Annotated in this window: 19 protein-coding genes and 2 riboswitches; of the genes, 14 read left to right on the forward strand and 5 right to left on the reverse strand. The window is 35.7% G+C overall.

Annotated features, from left to right (window positions below; all coding sequences use genetic code 11):
• Position 1 precedes the first annotated feature (1 nt).
• From pstA to glcK, 8 genes are all read left to right on the forward strand, one after another.
• Positions 2-868 (forward strand): phosphate ABC transporter permease PstA, encoded by an 867-nt coding sequence (gene pstA, locus ACK1U5_RS18260; RefSeq protein WP_001242557.1) that lies wholly within the window; start codon positions 2-4, stop codon positions 866-868.
• 28 nt (positions 869-896) lie between these two features.
• Positions 897-1,712 carry a phosphate ABC transporter ATP-binding protein gene (gene pstB, locus ACK1U5_RS18265; RefSeq protein ID WP_000226681.1) on the forward strand — a complete coding sequence of 272 codons (816 nt, stop codon included), beginning with the start codon at positions 897-899 and terminating at the stop codon, positions 1,710-1,712.
• A gap of 187 nt (positions 1,713-1,899) precedes the next feature.
• Positions 1,900-2,556, forward strand: coding sequence for a phosphate signaling complex protein PhoU (gene phoU, locus ACK1U5_RS18270; protein WP_069604836.1), 657 nt, complete (start codon positions 1,900-1,902; stop codon positions 2,554-2,556).
• 340 nt (positions 2,557-2,896) lie between these two features.
• Positions 2,897-5,251 carry a sugar phosphate nucleotidyltransferase gene (locus tag ACK1U5_RS18275; RefSeq protein WP_000679333.1) on the forward strand — a complete coding sequence of 785 codons (2,355 nt, stop codon included), beginning with the start codon at positions 2,897-2,899 and terminating at the stop codon, positions 5,249-5,251.
• 69 nt (positions 5,252-5,320) lie between these two features.
• Positions 5,321-5,470, forward strand: a complete 150-nt coding sequence (gene rpmG, locus ACK1U5_RS18280; RefSeq protein WP_001265616.1) for a 50S ribosomal protein L33 — start codon at positions 5,321-5,323, stop codon at positions 5,468-5,470.
• Positions 5,471-5,575: 105 nt separating this feature from the next.
• Positions 5,576-6,154, forward strand: a complete 579-nt coding sequence (locus tag ACK1U5_RS18285; RefSeq protein ID WP_030028089.1) for a 5-formyltetrahydrofolate cyclo-ligase — start codon at positions 5,576-5,578, stop codon at positions 6,152-6,154.
• Positions 6,155-6,257: 103 nt separating this feature from the next.
• Positions 6,258-6,458: a YqgQ family protein gene (locus tag ACK1U5_RS18290; RefSeq protein ID WP_000253699.1), complete on the forward strand. Its 201-nt coding sequence runs from the start codon at positions 6,258-6,260 to the stop codon at positions 6,456-6,458.
• A 19-nt stretch (positions 6,459-6,477) separates the two neighbouring features.
• Positions 6,478-7,461, forward strand: coding sequence for a glucokinase (glcK, locus tag ACK1U5_RS18295; protein ID WP_000391701.1), 984 nt, complete (start codon positions 6,478-6,480; stop codon positions 7,459-7,461).
• Positions 7,462-7,541: 80 nt separating this feature from the next.
• Here glcK and ACK1U5_RS18300 read toward each other — a convergent pair whose 3' ends face one another.
• A complete protein-coding gene (locus tag ACK1U5_RS18300) occupies positions 7,542-7,715 on the reverse strand; it encodes a DUF2759 domain-containing protein (RefSeq protein ID WP_000524852.1) in 174 nt (57 codons plus the stop codon).
• Between the two features lie 170 nt (positions 7,716-7,885).
• Here ACK1U5_RS18300 and ACK1U5_RS18305 point away from each other — a divergent pair, with 170 nt between their 5' ends.
• Entirely contained in the window at positions 7,886-8,515 is a 630-nt protein-coding gene (locus tag ACK1U5_RS18305; protein ID WP_000871237.1) for an MBL fold metallo-hydrolase, read from the forward strand.
• Between the two features lie 9 nt (positions 8,516-8,524).
• The gene (locus ACK1U5_RS18310) at positions 8,525-9,637 is read left to right on the forward strand and encodes a class I SAM-dependent methyltransferase (RefSeq protein WP_069604835.1); all 1,113 of its coding nucleotides are present in this window, start codon (positions 8,525-8,527) and stop codon (positions 9,635-9,637) included.
• Positions 9,638-9,779: 142 nt separating this feature from the next.
• Here the strand turns inward: ACK1U5_RS18310 and ACK1U5_RS18315 are convergent, their stop codons facing one another.
• The 4 genes from ACK1U5_RS18315 to metI all read right to left on the reverse strand — a co-directional run bounded on the left by ACK1U5_RS18315 (position 9,780) and on the right by metI (position 13,457).
• Positions 9,780-10,070, reverse strand: coding sequence for an ArsR/SmtB family transcription factor (locus ACK1U5_RS18315; RefSeq protein ID WP_000894377.1), 291 nt, complete (start codon positions 10,068-10,070; stop codon positions 9,780-9,782).
• A gap of 433 nt (positions 10,071-10,503) precedes the next feature.
• Positions 10,504-11,016, reverse strand: a complete 513-nt coding sequence (locus ACK1U5_RS18320; protein WP_000350341.1) for a cysteine hydrolase family protein — start codon at positions 11,014-11,016, stop codon at positions 10,504-10,506.
• A 168-nt stretch (positions 11,017-11,184) separates the two neighbouring features.
• On the reverse strand, positions 11,185-12,348 hold the full coding sequence (gene metC, locus ACK1U5_RS18325; protein WP_000122304.1) for a cystathionine beta-lyase: 1,164 nt from the start codon (positions 12,346-12,348) through the stop codon (positions 11,185-11,187).
• Complete coding sequence (gene metI, locus ACK1U5_RS18330) at positions 12,345-13,457, reverse strand: cystathionine gamma-synthase/O-acetylhomoserine thiolyase (RefSeq protein ID WP_030028076.1); 1,113 nt, start codon at positions 13,455-13,457, stop codon at positions 12,345-12,347. The genes metC and metI overlap by 4 nt, the downstream gene beginning before the upstream one ends.
• A 94-nt stretch (positions 13,458-13,551) precedes the next feature.
• A riboswitch (SAM riboswitch) is annotated at positions 13,552-13,662 on the reverse strand.
• A 203-nt stretch (positions 13,663-13,865) separates the two neighbouring features.
• Positions 13,866-13,975: riboswitch (SAM riboswitch) on the forward strand.
• Between the two features lie 70 nt (positions 13,976-14,045).
• Between metI and ACK1U5_RS18335 the strand changes: the two genes are divergently transcribed.
• The 4 genes from ACK1U5_RS18335 to ACK1U5_RS18350 all read left to right on the forward strand — a co-directional run bounded on the left by ACK1U5_RS18335 (position 14,046) and on the right by ACK1U5_RS18350 (position 20,808).
• The gene (locus tag ACK1U5_RS18335; protein ID WP_000770360.1) at positions 14,046-15,878 is read left to right on the forward strand and encodes a bifunctional homocysteine S-methyltransferase/methylenetetrahydrofolate reductase; all 1,833 of its coding nucleotides are present in this window, start codon (positions 14,046-14,048) and stop codon (positions 15,876-15,878) included.
• Positions 15,878-19,276 carry a methionine synthase gene (metH, locus tag ACK1U5_RS18340; protein ID WP_069604921.1) on the forward strand — a complete coding sequence of 1,133 codons (3,399 nt, stop codon included), beginning with the start codon at positions 15,878-15,880 and terminating at the stop codon, positions 19,274-19,276. Before ACK1U5_RS18335 ends, metH begins: the two co-directional genes overlap by 1 nt.
• Positions 19,277-19,294: 18 nt before the next feature.
• Complete coding sequence (gene murG, locus ACK1U5_RS18345; protein ID WP_000724777.1) at positions 19,295-20,353, forward strand: undecaprenyldiphospho-muramoylpentapeptide beta-N-acetylglucosaminyltransferase; 1,059 nt, start codon at positions 19,295-19,297, stop codon at positions 20,351-20,353.
• Between the two features lie 194 nt (positions 20,354-20,547).
• Positions 20,548-20,808 (forward strand): DUF3966 domain-containing protein, encoded by a 261-nt coding sequence (locus ACK1U5_RS18350; protein WP_001250699.1) that lies wholly within the window; start codon positions 20,548-20,550, stop codon positions 20,806-20,808.
• The last annotated feature ends 55 nt before the right edge of the window (positions 20,809-20,863 follow it).

Here is a 20,863-nt window from a genome sequence, read left to right on the forward strand (position 1 = left end):
TATGCGAATGTTGAATCATAAAAAAATACAAAAAAACATGGCATCACGCTTTTTAAAAGATCGAATTTACAAATTGTTATTTTATATAGCAATTTTATTTTCAATCGTAATTTTGTTTTTGTTACTGTTTCAAATTGTTGAAAAAGGTATAAGTTATCTTTCAATAGATTTCTTTACAAATTTCGCTTCACGTAATCCGAAAGAAGCTGGTATTGCTGCAGCTTTGTCAGGGACAATATTATTTATGAGTATTGTTATACCTGTTTCTTTTATATTTGGAGTTGGAACAGCACTTTATTTAGAGCAATATGCGAAGGAATCTCTATTTAAAAAAATAATAGAGATTAATAATCAAACGTTAGCAGGAGTACCATCCGTTGTATTTGGATTGCTTGGTTTAACTATTTTTGTATATGCTCTTCATTTAGGAGAGAGTATAGTTGCAGCAGCGCTGACGATGAGTTTACTCGTTTTACCAACAGTTGTTGTGGCGAGTCAAGAAGCAATTCGATCAGTACCAAGTGTATTATTAGAGGGTTCTTACGGATTAGGTGCTACGAAGTGGCAAACGATGTATCAAATTGTATTGCCATATGCTTTCCCAGGGATTATAACGGGCTGTACGTTAGCGATATCAAGAGCAATTGGAGAAGCTGCACCACTATTAGTTATTGGGGCACTTGCGTTTGCAAATTATGTTCCATTTAGTATGTTTGATAGATTTACAGTTCTACCAATTCAAATTTTTAATTGGATGAGTAGGCCACAAGAAGAATTTCAGTATGTAGCAGCAGCTGGGATGATTGTTTTGTTAGGTTTGTTGCTATTTATCAATATATTTGTTTTATGGTTACGAAATCGAAAATAAGTTGGAAATGGATGGAAGGGGAATTCAAATGGTAGCAACAGTAGTAAATGTACAGGTGAAAAATGAAGAGAAAATCGAGACTGCGCCAAAGAAGGTAGTATTTGATACGAAAAACTTAAATTTATGGTACGGGGAAGACCATGCTTTAAAAGATATTAATTTAAGTATTCATGAGAATGAAGTTACAGCCATTATCGGTCCAAGTGGCTGTGGTAAATCAACTTACTTAAAAACATTAAATCGCATGGTAGAATTAGTACCGATCGTTCGAACTACAGGTGTAATTGAGTATAGAGAACGCAATATATTTGATAAATCATATCCAGTTGAAGAATTAAGAACGCATGTAGGAATGGTGTTCCAAAAGCCAAATCCATTTCCAAAATCTATTTATGAGAATGTAGCATACGGTCCAAAAATCCATGGTATTCGTGACAAAAAGACATTAGATGAAATTGTTGAAAAAAGTTTACGTGGAGCAGCGATTTGGGATGAGTTAAAAGATCGTTTGCACGATAATGCATACGGTTTATCTGGTGGACAGCAACAGCGTCTATGCATCGCACGCTGCTTAGCTATTGAGCCAGACGTTATTTTAATGGATGAGCCAACATCGGCATTAGACCCAATTTCAACATTAAAAGTAGAAGAATTAATTCAAGAGCTAAAGAAAGATTTTAGTATTGTTATCGTAACGCATAATATGCAACAAGCAGCGCGTATTTCAGACAAAACAGCTTTCTTCTTAAGCGGGGAAGTTGTGGAGTATACAGATACAAACAAATTATTTACGACTCCTTCAGATAAGCGTACAGAAGATTATATTACAGGTCGCTTTGGTTGATATCGTTTCAAAGCTAAGAGCAAATGCCCTCTTAACAGAGGGCATTTCTTATTTTATCTTACTGTTAATAGAGAAGTAATACTTCTCCTTATCTTAAGGTTTATTACAAGCATAAAAGCCCGATTGATGAGGGGGGATTAAAGTTTCACTTTTATATAATGGCACATAATATTGAGGGGGAAGAAAAATGGTAAGAGAACAGTTTCAAGGTGATTTAAAAGCGTTACAGCAAAAGGTGATCGAGCTTGGAGAATTAGCAAATGCGGCTTTATTGATTGCTATGGAAGGTCTGCATACAAGGGATGTAGAGAAAGCGTTAGAGGTCATTGATGGTGATTACCGCATGGATAATTTAGAAGAGGAAATAAACGATCTTGCGCTTATGCTCATTACGAAGCAGCAACCTGTAGCAAGTGACTTAAGAAGGATTTTTATTTCAATTAAAACAGCGACAGATTTAGAGCGTATTGCAGATCATGCTGTTAATATTGCAAAGGCTACAATTCGTCTTGGGGAAAAAGAAGTGGCTGTTAGTTTGCACAACCTGGATAAAATGTTTGCGGTTGCAAATGAGATGTTGCATTTAGCGTTAGAAGCATATGAACAAGAAAATTTAACTTTTGCGAAACAAATTGCTGAAATGGATGATTCCGTTGATGAAATATATGGAAAAGCAATTCGTGAGTTTATATCTTCGGTTCCGGAACAACCAGAAGCAATTACGCAAATTACACAATTATCATTTGTCGCGAGATATATTGAGCGTGTAGCAGATCATATTACAAATATTGCTGAAAATGTCTTTTATTTAGTAAAAGGAAAGCATTATTTATTGAATGAGTAGGAATTAAAGTAGGTGATGGGAAATCACCTGCTTTTTTTAGTCAAAACATGACAAAAAAAGCTCGTTGTTTCCTTTAGTTTATGATGATAAGATGTATCATAATGTAATGGGAAAATTAGTATATATGTTGGTCGTTAATAAGTATTATTTAATAATTAATAGTAAGCGCTTTCTTGTTGTTTGAAATGTACGTTTTTATAGGTGAGAAATTTAATTATATGGTCTTCTAAATGAGGATTTGTTTAACTAATCAAGTTTATGCTGCTAGTTCATGTGGGATAGGGAATATACATATGGTATATGAAGTTACTGAACATTATATAAGTGGAGGCTGAAGTATATGAAGGGGGTTATTTTAGCTGGAGGAAAAGGAAGACGCCTTAGACCATTAACATGTAATACTCCAAAGCCGATGTTACCATTATTAGAAAAACCAGTTTTAGAATATAATATTGAGTTATTACGCCAGCATGGTATTCGTGAAATTGCAATTACTGTTCAATATATGAGTACGACCATTAAGCAATATTTTGGTGACGGTAGTAAATGGGGAGTTAACTTGTATTATTTTGAAGACTCTCCTCCGCTTGGCACAGCAGGGAGTATTAAACAAGCAGAACAATTTTTAGATGAAACATTTGTTGTGATAAGCGGGGATGCATTAACTGACTTTCAATTATCAGAAGGAATTAGGTTTCATGAACAAAAGAAAAGAATGGTAACAATGTTTGTGAAAGAAGTAGAAAATCCACTCTCATTTGGATTGGTTGTAATAAATAAAGACCAGGAGGTTACACGATATATAGAAAAGCCGGGCTGGAATGAGGTAGTATCTAATGTTGTGAATACAGGCATATATATTATGGAGCCAGAAATCTTTTCTTACATACCGCCTAGACAATTTTGTGATTTCAGTCATGATGTGTTTCCGTTATTGGCAAACAAAAATGTATTATTCGCATATTTGTCAGAAGGTTATTGGTTAGATATCGGCACATTTAATCAATATCGACAAGCACAATTTGATTTGTTAACGAAAAAGTTACAAGTACCTATTCCTTATACGGAAGTATTACCGATGGTATGGATGGGAGAAGGGGTGACGATTGGTAAAGGGACGAAAATTCATGGCCCCTCTTTTATTGGAGAAGGAGTAAAGATTGGTACAGGAGCTGTAATTGAGCCATATTCTATTATTGGGAAAAATAGTATCGTTTCAAGTTATTCTCATCTTCAAAAAAGTATTGTTTTTGCGAATGCCCACATTGGGAAGTATTGTGAACTATTAGAAACGACAATAGGAGAGCGTACAATAGTTGAAGATGATGTTACACTGTTTCAAAAAAGCGTTGTAGCGGATCACTGTCATATCGGGAGAAGTACGGTAATTAAGCAAAAAGGAAAAGTATGGCCTTATAAGGCGATTGATAGTCATTCGATAGTAGGAGCGGCTGGTATTCAAGAGAGTGAAATGAGTGCAGGGTGGTTACAAAAAAGCCGCATTGTAGGAAGAGGGAATGTTGAAATTACTCCCCAGTTTATCGTGAAGATTGCGATGGCGTATGGTTCTCTTTTTAAAAAAGGAGAAAGTATATTAATTGGAAGTCAAGAAAATATAGAAACAACCTCTTATAAAAATTTATTTTTACATGCTATTCATGGTATAGGGATTCATACGATGGAATGTAAAGAAATGAACGAGTCACTTTTTCAATATAGTGTTCATCATTTGCAATGTGCAGGTGGTGTTTTCATTCAAGTAGAGAATGAGAATGAGATTGTTATAAAGTTATACGGTCAAGCTGGCATGCCGTTAACGTATAAGCAGCAAAAAGAGATAGAACAAGTATATATGTCCGAATTGTTTTATTACGTGATGGAGAAAGAAATGGGGCGTAATAAGCTGGTTCATGTTTCTATGAATGAGTATATAGAAGTTATATTGGAGCATATTGATATCGAGAAAATACAGATGCAGAAGTTTCATCTTCTTATTAATAAGAGAAATGATACGTTGCAACATTTACTTATGCTCTTTCTGCAAAGACTTGGTTGTACAGTTACATGGATTTATGCAAGCGAACAAAAAGATCATGTGAAAGCTTTGATGAAATCAAGTAAAGCGAATATGGCTCTTATATTTTCTGAGCAAGGAAATCATTTCGAGTTATACGATAAACATAGTAATATTTACCAAGGTACAGATTTGGAAGAGGTAGATATTCCAGATTTCTTACTCGAATCGACAGGAAATATTTACCCAATGTCTTTGAAGTTAGGGGAATGTTATCTTCTATTTTATACGCAGGATGAAAGAAAGGCGTTTCAAGTAAGGTGGAAGCGAGATATTTTATATCGGATTGGAAAATTATTTGAGCTAATAGCATTGCAAGGAAAAACGTTTCTCAGCATAGTGGAGCAATCACCTCCGCTCTATTTACTTTATGATGAAGTGGTATGTTCATGGAATGAAAAAGGGGAAATTATGAGGAAATTATTGGATGATATAGAAAGGAAGGGAGAAGGTATATTTGAAGGAGTACAGTTCAAATATACTGAAAAAGAGTGGTCTTATATCGTTTCTGACACAAAACAACCAAAATTTTTAGTGTATTCACATGCTAGAAACCCAGTAATAGCAAGGGAAAACATGAAAAATCTTATAGAAAAAATTAGACAATATCAAAAGGTGTAGAATTTTTATTTTAAAAGTGGTATTATAGTATAGTCTGATTTAAGTTATTAGTACTGGAGGGAAATAAGAATGCGTGTGAATATTACTCTAGCATGTACAGAATGCGGAGATCGTAACTATATCTCAAAGAAAAATAAACGTAACAACGCTGAGCGTATCGAGCTTAAAAAGTATTGCAAGCGTGACAAGAAGTCTACGTTACACCGTGAAACAAAGTAAGCAGTAGGAATATTTTCCTACTGTTTCTTTTTTTTATTCGATTCCTATGTTAAAAGTGATACACTATCAGCATAGAGTAAAGTGTCACTGTAAGGGGGAGAGTGTGTGAAAGCAGAGAAAGTACGTTTGCGTAAACAAATAATAGAACACATGAATTCTTTATCAGAAGAACAGTATACAACTTTATCAGAACAGATTGCATTTTCGTTGTATGCGCAAAAAGAGTGGATTGAAGCTAAAACAATTGGAATTACTCTTTCAATGGAAAATGAAGTGAATACATATCCTATTATCGAAAAAGCTTGGGAAGAAGGAAAGAAAGTTGTAGTTCCTAAGTGTAATAAAGGAACAAGAACGATGTCCTTCCGGCAAATTAATAATTTTGATCAATTAGAAACGGTGTATATGAATTTACGTGAACCGATTCCCGGGCTTACGGAAGAAGTGAATATGGATGAAATTGATCTTCAAATTGTCCCAGGCGTAGCTTATACAGAACGAGGAGAGCGAATTGGGTACGGCGGTGGCTATTATGATCGTTATCTCGTGCATTATAAAGGGAAAACGCTGTCATTAGCGTATGATTTTCAAATGGTAAAACACATTCCGGTAGAGCCATTTGATAAAAACATAGAAAAAATTATTACAGAAAAAGGAACACTGCTTACAAATAAGCTTGTATAGACAAATAAAAATTGACGAGACTTTTTCTTCTTGATTATAATAAAATATGTGAACGTTTTCTTATTATAATTTTTTATAGTAAGTGAGCATAGAGGGTGATGAAATGGTATCTATTTATGATATTCAGCAATTGCTAAAGAAATTTGGTACGATTATTTATACGGGAGATCGAATTGCAGATTTACAATTAATGCAAGATGAATTGCGTGAATTAAATCAATCACAGCTAATCGATCCACAAGACTATCAAACAGCTTTATTTTTATTGAAGCAAGAAATTCAAAAAGAGCTAAATAAGAATTAGATAAAGGTAGGTAAGTAACATGGAAGAGAAATGGTTAGTTGGTGTTGACCTTGGTGGTACAACGATTAAATTAGCATTTATTAATGTGTACGGTGAAATTTTACATAAGTGGGAAATTCCTACGAATACAGGTGAGCAAGGAAAACATATTACACTTGATGTTGCGAAAGCAATTGATAAAAAGCTAGAAGAATTAGGCGAATTGAAGAGCAAGTTAATTGGTATTGGTATGGGAGCTCCTGGTCCTGTACATGTGGCGTCTGGAATGATTTATGAAGCGGTTAATTTAGGATGGAAAAACTATCCGCTAAAAGATTTATTAGAAGTAGAAACAGGATTACCTGTTGTTATTGATAATGATGCAAACTTAGCAGCGCTTGGTGAAATGTGGAAAGGTGCTGGTGAAGGTGCAAAAGATTTAATCTGTATGACACTTGGTACGGGCGTTGGTGGTGGTGTAATCGCCAATGGTGAGATTGTACACGGCGTGAGTGGTGCTGCTGGTGAGATTGGACATATTACAGTCGTTACAGAAAATGCTTTCCCATGTAATTGCGGAAAGTCTGGTTGCTTAGAAACAGTAGCATCTGCGACAGGTATTGTACGTGTTGCTATGCAAAAAATACAAGAGACTAATAAAGAGAGCATGTTGCGTTCTATGTTAGCTGAAGAAGGACGTATTACATCAAAAGATGTCTTTGAAGCACTTGGACAAGGTGATGAATTAGCAGGTGAAGTAGTAGAAAAAGTAGCCTCTTATTTAGGATTAGCTGTAGCGAACCTTTCTAGTACATTGAACCCAGAGAAAATTGTTATTGGTGGAGGCGTGTCTAAAGCTGGAGATGCGCTATTAGAACCAATTCAACGCTATTTCGAGCAATATGCTTTCTCACGTGCTGTAAAGAGCACGAAGTTAGCTATTGCAACACTTGGTAATGATGCAGGTGTTATCGGAGGAGCTTGGCTTGTAAAAAAGCACAAATACGAAGCGAAGATGATATAAGTTGTGAAATATGAAAAGAGGAAGGGGGAGCCCTTCCTCTTTTTGTGTGAAATCTCGATGAAGAATAAAGTGTAAACGAATTAAGCTGCTGGTGGATACCCGTTATATAGAACAGTCATGATTGTAAACCATCCGAAAACGAGTACAGTTGCAATTGCAAAGCCGCTCGCGAAAAAGTTTTTTTCACGAAGTGTTCTAAGCGTAGCAAATACAGCTAACAGAGTGACAAGTGTAAAAATAATAACAAGGCCCATACAATATCCTCCTCTGTCTACCCATTTCTTATTATGAGTTTTTGGAATATTTACTCTTTTATATTGTACATGTTTTAAAAATGATTGTCGAGATAGCATCCTTTCTTTTCCTCAGAGAAAGAAATGTTGTATCATTAAAAGTAAGTTTAATAACTGGAGGAGATTTTCATATGAAATGGATACAAATGCCGTTAGGCCCATTACAAACAAATGCTTATATTTTAATGAACGATCAAAAAGAGTGCATTATCTTTGACCCTGGTCATGAAGGTGAAAAGCTCGTTACATATGTACAAGAAGAACAATTAAAACCATTGGCTGTTTTATTAACACATGCTCACTTTGATCATATCGGTGCTGTTGATGCGGTAAGAGACGCTTTTCATATTCCTGTGTACGTACATAAAGAAGAAGCAGATTGGTTAGGAGATGCAACTGTAAACGGCTCTCAAATTTTTATGATGAACCGCAGTATTACAGCAAAACCAGCGGATCATATTATTGATGCAGAAGGTACATTAACAATTGGATCATTTAATTTTGAAATTTTTGAGACACCAGGACATTCTCCAGGAAGTATTTCTTATTATAGTAAAGAGGCGAATGCTGTATTCTCAGGAGATGTATTGTTCCAAATGAGCATTGGAAGAACAGATTTACCTGGTGGAAGTTTCGCTGAATTAATTGGAAGTATTGAAGAGAAATTATTTGTATTACCAGATGAAACAGCGGTTTTATGTGGACATGGTCCAGAAACAAGCATTGGCTTTGAAAAAGAAAATAATCCGTTTTTACAATAAGGAGTCATTATGGGAATGGAGCTCATTTTAAGAGAATGGATGGGGAAAGAAAAGGATTATTCAATTTCATATAGTACGTATATGAACCTTGTATTGTATACAGAAGGTCATGGATATTATATGAAAGAACGTGAAAAGATTGGAAGACAAGGGGATTTTTTTACAAGTAGCAACGTATCCTCTGTGTTTGCAAAAACTTTTGCTAAACTTTTTATTCGTCTTGTTGAAAATGGTGAAGTTGCTCCGAATATTTGTGAAATTGGCGGAGGAACAGGGAAGTTTGCCTATGATGTTTTACAAGAATGGAAGCAAGTATCTCCAAAAACCTTTATTGATTTAAACTATTCAATGATTGAAGTGAGCCCCTTTCATAGAAAATTACAGCAGGAGCACCTTGGCTCATTTTCTAATGTATCGTACTATACCTCCTATAGTGAAATGGGAGATTCTTTCGAGGGAATTCTTTTTTCGAATGAGTTGTTTGATGCATTTCCTGTTGAAATAATTGAGAAAAGAAATGGTATGTTGTATGAAGTACGTATTACATATACAGAGGAAGGAAACCTTTCAGAAGTATGTAGGCCGTTAGATAAAAGAATTGGTCGCTATTTATTAAAATATAATATTCATATTGCTGAAGGGCAACGTTTTGAAGTACCAATTGTGATGGAGGAGTATATAAAAGAAATTGCGAAATGGTTTCAAAAAGGTATATGTATTACAGTTGATTACGGATACACAAAAAAAGAATGGATGCATCCAGCACACCGTGAAGGAAGTTTGCGAGGGTATTATCAGCATAAGCTAATACGTAACCCACTAGCGCATCCAGGTGAAATGGATCTTACTACTCATATTCATTGGGACGAGCTAAAGGAGATGTTTAGTATGCAAGGAATGAGTGCAGTATGGCATAAGAAACAATCTGAGTTCTTGTTAGCTGCAGGGATATTAGAACAGCTTACGAGCCATCAAGATATGAATCCTTTTTCTGAAACGCAAAAACAAAATCGAGCCGTTCGTTCTATGATTTTGAATGGAGGAGTAGGGAGTGCATTTGATGTTGTTATACATACAAAAGATATGCAACATTTACATTTGGATCGGTATGTAACAATATAAAAAACAAGACACAGTATATACTGTGTCTTGTTTTTTAATACGACTTATGTAGTATTATATATTTCCTCTCATGATATATATTTATATTAAAGATATGAGATGAAAAATATAGAATACGTTCTTTTTCTTCGATTATTAGTCCCTAACCTAATAATACGCGAACGAGTTGAATGATTGTTTCATTCTCTACTTTGTAATAAATTTCCAATCCTTTTCTTTCACTAGAAACGATTTTAGCGCTTTTTAATTTTGCTAAATGCTGTGAAATTGTAGATTGTGGCATGTTTAAGCCAGTATACATTGTAGAAACGTTGCTTGGACCGCGCTCGATTAATCCTTTTACGATACATAAACGAACAGGATGAGCTAGCACTTTTAATAATTCTGCATTACTTTCATATAGTTCTAATTCTTTTTGAAAGGTTTCTAACATGTTCTTTTCCACCTCCGTGTGAGCTATTATACCATACTATACATACCAAAAATTTAAAGAAAAGAAAATAGTTGTTGCAGAAAAAAAGTCCTAAAGTAAAGAAATTGTAAGAAAAGAGACCCTGATGTAAATAAAATAGGTAAATTAGCATGTTTTTGTAAAATGACATTTTTGGGTGAAAATTTCGATGCGTTTTAAAAATTGAAAGATATAGATATATTTGTAACACAATTTTATCATGATTTTCTTATTCTTTCAAATGAATATACGAAATTTTTAAAATAATATGACAAAGGAATTATAATGATATATATAGAATATAAAACAGGTTAAAAGAAAAGAAGCTGAATGTAATTCGCTTCTTTATGGTGATAATGAAATATTTGCTTACAGCTGATAAATCTTAGGATGATCAAGTCATTAGTCATTTATTCTAAAATTCATCTTTTAGCAACGTTAAAAACCTGTGATTCCATATGTTCTCATAAAAATCAATTGTCTCTTTTGCGGACATAAAAGGATTATTCAACGTAGAGGTTGTTTTCTGTACCATAAAGTTTTCGTATCCTAGTCCGTGGGCAAACTTAATCGTAGCATCCATACAGTACTCTGTTTGGGCGCCACAAAATTCAATGCAATTTACAGATAATTGATCTAAAATTTCTTTTAAGTTTGTTTTATAAAATGAATTTGCATGTGTTTTTCTTACAAAAAAATCTTGTTCTTGAACATCTAAATCGGTATGAATAGCCCAAAGTTCTTTCTCGGGTACTAAATCATCATCACAATGTTGAACAAAAAGGATTGGTTTATTTAATTTTCTGTATGAATAAATTCTTTTATTTACTTTTGTTAGTAAGTTCTGTAAATCAAATAAATGCTCCTCGCTATAACATACGCCATTTTGTAAATCGATAACGATTAAAATATCTGAACAAATATCCATTATTTTCACCCCTTTTTATTTCTTAATATATCAATTAATCCATTATTTAGAAATAGATGATATACTTTTATTTTTTTATGGACTATAAGAAAAGAAGAAATTCAAATGAATATAACTAAAACGCAGAAAAAGAAGATATGAAAACCTAATCTCATATCTTCTTTTTCTCTATGCATTTACAGGTTCTTCTACATAAGAAAGGGCATTTTCAAAATCGGATATTAAATCGTTAACATTTTCAAGACCGACTGATAACCGAAGTAATGAATTAGAGATTCCTCTTTCATCACGAGCTTCTTGCGACAGTGCTGCATGTGACATTTTTGCTGGATAAGAAAGAATTGACTCTACAGCTCCTAAACTAACTGCAAAAACAGGTAATTTTACTTTTGATAAAAATTGGCGGAGTGCATCTTCTGACTGCAAAGTAAACGATAAGACCGCTCCAGCTGATGTTGCTTGAGATTGTTGAATATCAAATCCGAGATGTGTTTGTAATCCCGGATAATAGACATTTTGTACTTTAGCGTGCTCTTGTAAATAATGTGCGATTTTATTGGCATTTTTAGCTGAATGCTCGAGGCGTACGTGCAATGTTTTTAGACCGCGAAGTACGAGAGAACAATCTTGAGGTCCTAAAATAGCACCGAATGCATTTTGTAAAAATCCAAGCTTTTGAGCGAGTTCTGCATCTTTTACTACTGCTAATCCGGCAGTAACATCACTATGACCAGCAATAAATTTTGTAGCACTATGAAGAACGACATCAGCTCCAAGTTCAAGTGGTTTTTGGAATAGTGGTGTCAAAAATGTATTATCAACAAAAGTAAGAGCGCCAATAGATTTTGCGAGTTTAGAAACCTCGCGAATATCTGTCACTTTTAAAAGTGGGTTAGAAGGTGTTTCTACATAAAAGAGCCTTGTATTTGGTTTCATGTTTTGTTTTATTTCTTCTAAATTGGTCATATCAACAAATGTATGTGAAACACCGTAACGGGAGAGTACCTCAGTTATCACTCGGTAAGTGCCTCCGTACACATCTTCTGAAATGAGTACGTGATCACCTTGTGAAAGAAGGAGGAATGCAGTGGAAATCGCTGCAATGCCTGATGCAAAGGCGAATCCTTTTGTTCCGCCTTCTAATAAAGCAATGATATCTTCAAGAGCTTCACGAGTTGGATTTCCTGACCTGCTATAGTCATATTTTCCGAACGTATCTACATCAAACTGGTGAAAAGTTGATGTGTTATAAATAGGAACGTTCACAGCGCCTGTTTGCGAGTCATGTTTATATTGGTTGTGTAGTAAGAGTGTATCTATAGAATAGCTCATATTCTTACACCTTCTTTTACGAGTTTAATGGCTTGCTTTAAGTCTTGAATTAAATCGTTACTATTTTCAATGCCAACTGAGAATCGAAGAAGACGATTGCATACGCCGTTTGCTGTTCTAATTTCTTCAGGAATATCAGCATGTGTTTGCGTTGCTGGATAAGTCATTAAACTTTCTACACCACCAAGACTTTCGGCAAATGTAATTAAGGATAAAGATTGTAAGAATGGATTAATCCAAGCTTCATCTTTAAGGCGGAATGAAATCATGCCGCCTCTTCCTGGATAAAATACATCTGTCACCCCGTCTTCATCATTTAAATACGCAACAACTGCTTTCGCATTTTCTTCATGTTGTCTCATGCGAAGCGCTAACGTTTTCATACCGCGAATTAATAACCATGAGTCAAATGGGCTTAAAACTGCACCTGATGCATTATGATAATGAGCGATTTCCTCGCAAAGTTCCTTTCCTTTTGCAACGACAAGCCCGCTTAGTACATCGTTATGTCCCCCTAAATATTTCGTTGCGCTATGAAGTACAATGTCAGCACCTTCTGTTAATGGTTGCTGTATATAAGGTGTGTAGAATGTGTTGTCTACAATAAGAAGTAGTCCGTGCCTTTTCGCTACAGTTGCGACAGCAGCAATATCAGTAACTTGCATTAATGGATTAGTTGGAGTTTCTATGAAAATAGCCTTCGTTTCAGTTGTGATAGCTTGCTCAATTTGTTTAATAGACTGTGTATTTACGTATCTACATCGAACATTCCACTTTTTTTCATGCTCAGAAAATAATCGATACGTTCCCCCGTATAAATCTTCAGATACAATAAGTTCGTCTCCAGAGCGGAATAGAGAAAGGACGAGGAGAACAGCCGCCATCCCTGAACTACAGGCATAACCTTGTTCGCCATATTCTAAGTCTGCGATCGCCTGTTCTAAAAGACAGCGAGTTGGATTACCAGTTCGTGAATAGTCAAAGCCAGTAGATTTACCAATTCCTTCGTGGCGATAAGCGGTTGAGAAATAAACTGGTGGATTAACCGTTCCAGTTGTAGTTTCACTACGATTTCCGATTTGTGCTAGTTTTGTTTCGATTGTTGACATGTGAAAATTCCTCCTTTTTAAATTGAAACATTAAGTGAATATAAAATAAAAAAAGCCTTCTAAGAAGAAGGCTTTCGGTTTGAATAGAGTCTTCTTCTCATCTGTCAAATCTTTCACAATTTGCTGGAATTAGCACCTTATTAACAAAATGTTAATGGTTGCTGAGGCGTCACAGGGCCAGTCCCTCTACCTCTCTAGATAAGAATGTTCGTATGAAATTTTTATTATGTTTTTAACTTTACAATAAAAGATAATTGAATTGCAACTTTATTTTAAATAATTTTTATTTTTCCGCAAGTGTCATTGACTTTTAATTTTGTGCATGCTAAATTTATTAAAAAATTAACAAACATTGTTAAAAGGGGAACGCATTTCCTTTTAGCTACATAAATAAAATAATAAAGACAACTCTTATTGAGAGCGGTGGAGGGAAAGGCCCTGTGAAACCCGGCAACCTTCAAACGAAATGTTTGAAACGGTGCTAATACCTGCAAAACGAATGTTTTGCATAATAAGAGGAGGAACAATTATGTCCCCCTCTTCAAAGTGAAGAGGGGGTTTTTATATTGATAGAAATGAGGGAGATTCGTGAAATTACTAGATTTATTATCAAAAGGAATTGTAATAGGTGATGGTGCGGTTGGAACGTTATTGCATTCACATGGTTTGCAAAGTAGCTTTGAAGAATTGAACGTATCTGATCCAGATCTAATTATATCCATTCATAAACAATATGTAGCTGCTGGAGCAGATGTAATTCAAACGAATACGTATGGAGCAAATGAGGCGAAATTACGTATGTATGGTTTAGAAAATCAAGTTACAAAAATTAATAGAGCGGCAGTGAAATTGGCGAAAGCATCTGTGACAGATAAAAATGCAATTTTAGGAACAATTGGTGGTATGAAACATATCGGAGCTGTTACAACGACTGATATGGAAAGGGAGTTTATGTTACTTGAACAGGCGGGGGCTTTACTAGAAGAACAGGTTGATGGATTACTATTAGAAACTTTTTATGATGAATTTGAATTACTTCATGCTGTTAAAGTGTTGCGTAAGCAAACGAATATTCCGATTGTTGCGCAATTAGCGTTACATGAAGCAGGTACGACTCAAAATGGAAATGATGTCAATGAAATATTAAAGCAGTTTATAGATTACGGTGCAAATGTTGTTGGATTGAATTGTCAACTGGGGCCGCTTCATATGACGGAAGCTTTCAAAATGATATCGATTCCGCAAAATGGCTATTTATCAGCATACCCAAATGCAGGTCTCCCGAATTATGTAGAGGGACGTTACGTATATGAGGGAAGTCCAGCTTATTTTGAAGCAATGACACCGAAATTTATTGAGCAAGGTATTCGGTTATTGGGTGGCTGTTGTGGTACGACTCCAGAACATATTCAAAGTATGAAGCGCGCTGTTGCGAATATTACCCCTGTAATCGAAAAAGAAACGATTCAAAGGCCAAAAGTCGTTCATACGCATGAGAAACGTTCGAAGGCTCACGTCACTCTAGCAGAGAAAGCAAAAAAACAAACGACAGTTGTAGTGGAATTAGATCCACCGAAAACGTTAGATACACAGCGTTTTTTTGAAGGAGCAAGAGCGTTAAAAAGAGCGGGAGCAGATGCTATTACTCTAGCAGATAATTCATTAGCATCGCCTCGTGTCTCTAATATGGCGATGGGTGCGTTATTAACGAAGCATGATATCCCAGTATTGACGCATTTAACGTGTAGAGATCATAACGTCATTGGACTACAATCTCATTTGTTAGGTTTATCGGCGTTAGGGATGGAAGAAGTGTTAGCTTTAACTGGTGATCCAGCGCGCGTTGGTGATTTTCCCGGTGCCACTTCTGTATATGATTTATCCTCTATTGAGCTTATTAAAATGATTAAAGAAATGAACGATGGACGTTCAATTTTAGGGAAATCAATTGGACCGGCGACAAGGTTTTCTGTAGGCGGCGCATTTAATCCTCACGTGAGGCACTTAAAAGCAGCGGTTAAGCGAATGGAACGAAAAATAGATGCTGGAGCGGAGTATTTTTTAACTCAGCCAATTTACGATATCAAGTTAATTGAAGAAGTGTATGAAGCGACAAAGCATTTGGAACAACCTATTTTTATTGGAATTATGCCGTTAGTAAGTAAGCGGAATGCAGATTTTCTTCATTTTGAGGTGCCGGGTATTACTCTTCCTGAAGAAATAAGAGAGAGAATGGATGGACATGAAACGAAAGAGGCAGCAATTGAGGAAGGGATTCGCATTTCACAAGAATTGGTCGACGCAGCGATGAAATATTTTAATGGTATTTATCTTATTACACCATTTTTAAAGTATGAAATTACAGAACATCTTGTTAAATATGTAAGAGAAAAGCAAGAAGTGAAAGAAGGTATTAATTGATGAAGTGTATAGAAGAAAAATTAAAAAATAGCATTTTAATATTAGATGGTGCAATGGGGACAATGATTCAGCAAGAGGATTTAACTGCTGAAGATTTCGGAGGAGAAGAGTACGAGGGCTGTAATGAATATTTAGTGGAAACAAGACCAGACGTTATTTTAAAGATTCATAAAGCTTATATTGAAGCTGGAGCGGATATTATTGAAACAAATACATTTGGGGCAACGAATATTGTACTAAGTGATTATGAGCTGTCTCATTTAGATGAAGAACTAAATGAAAAGGCAGCACTTTTGGCGAAGCAAGCTGTTAAAGAAAGCGGGAATGAAGTATATGTTGCGGGAGCGATGGGACCAACAACGAAAGCAATTAGTGTTACTGGTGGTGTGACTTTTGAAGAATTGATTGAAGCTTATACAAGGCAGGCACGAGGATTATTAAAAGGAGAAGTTGATGTATTACTCGTTGAGACGAGTCAAGATATGCGTAACGTGAAAGCAGCTTATATTGGAATTCAAGCTGCTTTTGAAGAACTGAAAAAAACGGTTCCTATTATGATTTCAGGTACGATTGAGCCAATGGGAACGACTCTGGCTGGGCAAACAATTGAAGCTTTTTATTTATCAGTAGAACATATGAAACCATTATCTGTTGGGTTAAACTGTGCGACTGGTCCGGAGTTTATGAGGGACCATATTCGTTCACTATCTGATTTATCGGAGTGTTACATTTCTTGTTATCCAAATGCAGGTCTTCCTGATGAAGATGGACATTACCATGAATCTCCATCTTCTCTTGCTGAAAAGGTGAAGCGATTTGCTGAAGAAGGATGGGTTAATATTATTGGTGGTTGTTGTGGCACGACACCAGAACATATAAAAGCAATGAAATCCGCGCTAGCATCTCTTAAGCCTCGTGACCATCATGAGAGAGAAGGACATGGAATTAGTGGATTAGAAGCACTGCAATATGATGAGTCTATGAGACCGTTATTTGTAGGTGAAAGAACGAATGTTATTGGGTCACGTAAATTTAAACGATTAGTAGCAGAAGGGAAATTTGAAGAGGCTGCTGAAGTGGCAAGAGCGCAAGTGAAGAAAAATGCTCATATTATTGATATTTGTATGGCAGATCCTGATCGCGATGAAATAGAAGATATGGAAAACTTCTTAGCAGAAGTTATGAAAGTTTTAAAAGTACCGATTATGATTGATTCAACAGATGAAAATGTGATGGAGCGAGCTCTTACTTATATTCAAGGAAAAGCTGTTATTAATTCAATTAATTTAGAAGATGGAGAAGAACGATTTAAAAAAGTGACACCGCTTCTTCAGAAGTATGGTGCTGCTATAGTTGTAGGAACAATTGATGAAGACGGTATGGCGGTTAGTGCGGAGCGAAAGATAGAAATTGCGAAAAGAAGCTATGAATTACTTACAAAGAAGTATGGGATACGCCCGTCAGATATTATTTTTGATGCACTTGTGTTTCCGGTAGGGACAGGTGATGAAGAATATATTGGTTCAGCGGCAGCGACTATAGAAGGAATTCGCCTTATTAAAGAAGCGTTACCAGAGTGTTTAACGATTTTAGGGGTAAGTAACATATCATTTGGTTTACCACCGGCTGGACGTGAAGTATTAAATTCAGTCTTTTTATATCATGCTACGAAAGCAGGGTTAGATTATGCGATTGTGAATACGGAAAAATTAGAACGCTATGCGTCGATTCCAGAGGAAGAAAAACGCCTTGCAGATGCACTACTGTTTGAAACGACGAAAGAGACGTTAGAAGAATTTACAAACTTTTACCGAGTTGCTAAAAAGAAAGATATCGTTGTGCAAGAAACGTTAACGCTTGATGAAAGACTAGCAAATTATATTGTAGAAGGTACGAAACAAGGATTACACGAGGATTTAAGTCTTGCGCTTGAAGAAGGAAGAAAACCTCTTGATATTATTAACGGTCCGCTTATGACAGGGATGGATGAGGTAGGACGACTATTTAATAATAATGAACTTATTGTTGCTGAAGTATTGCAAAGTGCTGAAAGTATGAAAGCTGCTGTAAGCTATTTAGAGCCACATATGGAATCTAGTGATAGTGCGAAAAAAGGGAAAGTATTATTAGCAACTGTAAAAGGTGACGTGCATGATATTGGGAAAAATCTCGTTGAAATTATTTTAGCAAATAACGGATATGAGATTATTAATTTAGGAATTAATGTACGTTCGGATCGAATTGTTCAAGAAGTACAAGAAAAGAAGCCGGATATTATAGGCCTTTCCGGTTTATTAGTAAAATCAGCGCAACAAATGGTAACGACTGCTGAAGATTTAAAAGCAGCAAATATTGATGTTCCCATTGTTGTAGGTGGTGCAGCGTTAACGAGAAAGTTTACAGATAATCGGATTTCACCATCATATAAAGGGCTCGTTTGTTATGCGAGTGATGCGATGACGGGGCTCGATATTATTAATAAGCTTCAAAAAGAAGAAGAGCGTGAGAAGATGAAACAGGATAAAAAAGAACGTCATCTTCATATCGTAAAAAAAGAGGAGAAGAAAGTAGAAATTCCAGCAGTAATTGAGCCATTACCGAAGGCTGAAGTTATCGTGCCTGATTCAACAAAACGAATTGTATTACGCGATATTCCGGCCCTTCATCTCGCTCCATTTTTAAATAGACAAATGCTACTTGGGCATCACCTTGGATTAAAAGGAAATGTGAAGAAGCTTTTGAAAGAGGGAGATAAGAGAGCACATGAATTAAATGATTTAATAGATGAATTATTGCAGGAAGGACAATCTTGGTTAAAGCCGAAAGCAGTGTATCAATTTTTCCCAGCGCAAAGCGACGGACAAAACATTGTAATATATGATCCAGAAGATCATACGCGTGTTATAGAGCGTTTCACATTCCCTAGACAAGGAAAGGCTCCCTATCGTACTTTAGGTGATTATTTGCGCCCAATAGGAGATGAGATGGACTATGTTGCTTTCTTATCTGTTACGGTTGGGGAAGGAGTTCGGGACATTGCTGAAGAGTGGAAGGCGAAAGGTGATTACTTACGTAGTCATGCCATTCAATCGTTAGCGCTTGAATTAGCGGAAGGACTTGCTGAAAAAACACATATGCTCATTCGTGACCGCTGGGGCATTCCGGACTCACCTGAACTGACGATGGAAGAACGTTTCCGTACGAAATATAGAGGAATACGAGTGTCATTTGGTTATCCGGCGTGTCCAGAACTTGCAGATCAAGAAAAGCTATTTCGCTTAATTCATCCAGAGGAAATAGGTATTTCATTAACAGAAGGATTCATGATGGAGCCAGAAGCGTCCGTAACGGCTATGGTATTTTCTCATCCTGAGGCAAGATATTTTAGTGTATTATAGTCTAGAAGGGGGAGACGTATGAAGAAAATAGTCTTTACAGGTGGCGGTTCGGCAGGACATGTAACACCTAATTTAGCCATTATCCCATATTTACAGGAAGACAACTGGGATATCTCTTATATTGGTTCTCATCAAGGTATTGAGAAAACGATTATAGAAAAGGAAGGCATTCCCTACTATAGTATTTCGAGTGGAAAGCTACGTCGTTATTTTGATTTGAAAAATATAAAAGATCCTTTTCTTGTAATGAAGGGTGTTATGGATGCGTATGTAAGGATTCGAAAACTAAAACCAGATGTGATTTTTTCAAAAGGCGGTTTCGTATCTGTACCAGTCGTAATTGGAGGATGGCTAAATAGAGTACCAGTTTTATTACATGAATCTGATATGACACCAGGACTAGCAAATAAAATTGCGCTTCGTTTTGCTTCGAAAATATTTGTTACATTTGAAGAAGCAGCGAAACATTTACCGAAAGAAAAAGTAATATATACGGGATCTCCTGTACGTGAAGAAGTGCTGAAGGGAAATCGTGAAAAAGGTTTAGCGTTTTTAGGTTTTTCACGTAAAAAGCCAGTTATTACGATTATGGGAGGCAGCTTGGGCGCGAAAAAAATTAATGATACAGCTCGAGAAGCATTACCAGAACTTCTTAAAAAATATCAAATTGTTCACCTTTGCGGAAAAGGTAACCTTGACGAAAGTTTACAAAATAAAGAAGGATATAGACAATTTGAATATGTACATGGAGAACTGCCAGACATATTAGCGGTAACAGATTTTGTTATTTCACGCGCGGGCTCCAACGCAATTTTTGAATTTTTAACATTACAAAAGCCGATGGTTTTAATTCCATTATCGAAATTTGCAAGCCGTGGAGATCAAATATTAAATGCAGAGTCCTTTGAAAGGCAAGGGTATGCCTCCGTATTATATGAAGAAGATGTAACTGTAAAATCTCTTATAAAGTATGTCGAAGAATTGAATCAAAATAATGAGAAGTATAAAACAGCACTAAAAAAATATAATGGAAAAGAAGCAATTAAAACAATCATTCAAAATATTTCAGAGGCATGATGAAACAATCATGCCTCTTTTAGTAGGGTGAAAGATTCCAAGAATTGATATTTTTATGTTACAATAAAGTGAAACTTTAATCAGTTGGGTTCATCCCACATCTAACTTCTTTACTGTTACTGAATTTTGAGGAGGGAGTCTTACTGCCCTCAAATAGCGGGATAACAAATGGGTTAATAGGGAAATTCCAATTAATGAGGCGTGAAAATACGAATGGATTAGGAGTGACTGTGTTGGAGCTAAGTCTCTATGAAAATACTGCACTTATTATATGCTTTGTGTTGTACGTTGGTAGTGTTATTGTTTATATTTCAAGGAAATTTTCGCAAGAAAGAGAGCTTGAAAAGTCAGAGATAACAGCTGAACTAGAAATGTTAGCTGATGAAAGTTATAAAAAACAAAAAATAAAAGAAGACCATGAAGCATCCCATCATTTAAACGCAAATAAGTTTTAAAGATGGGGATTTTTTTTGAAGTTGTTCTTTATTATAGCTATAACAAATAACGCTA

The organism is Bacillus sp. XB1 (assembly GCF_053557995.1).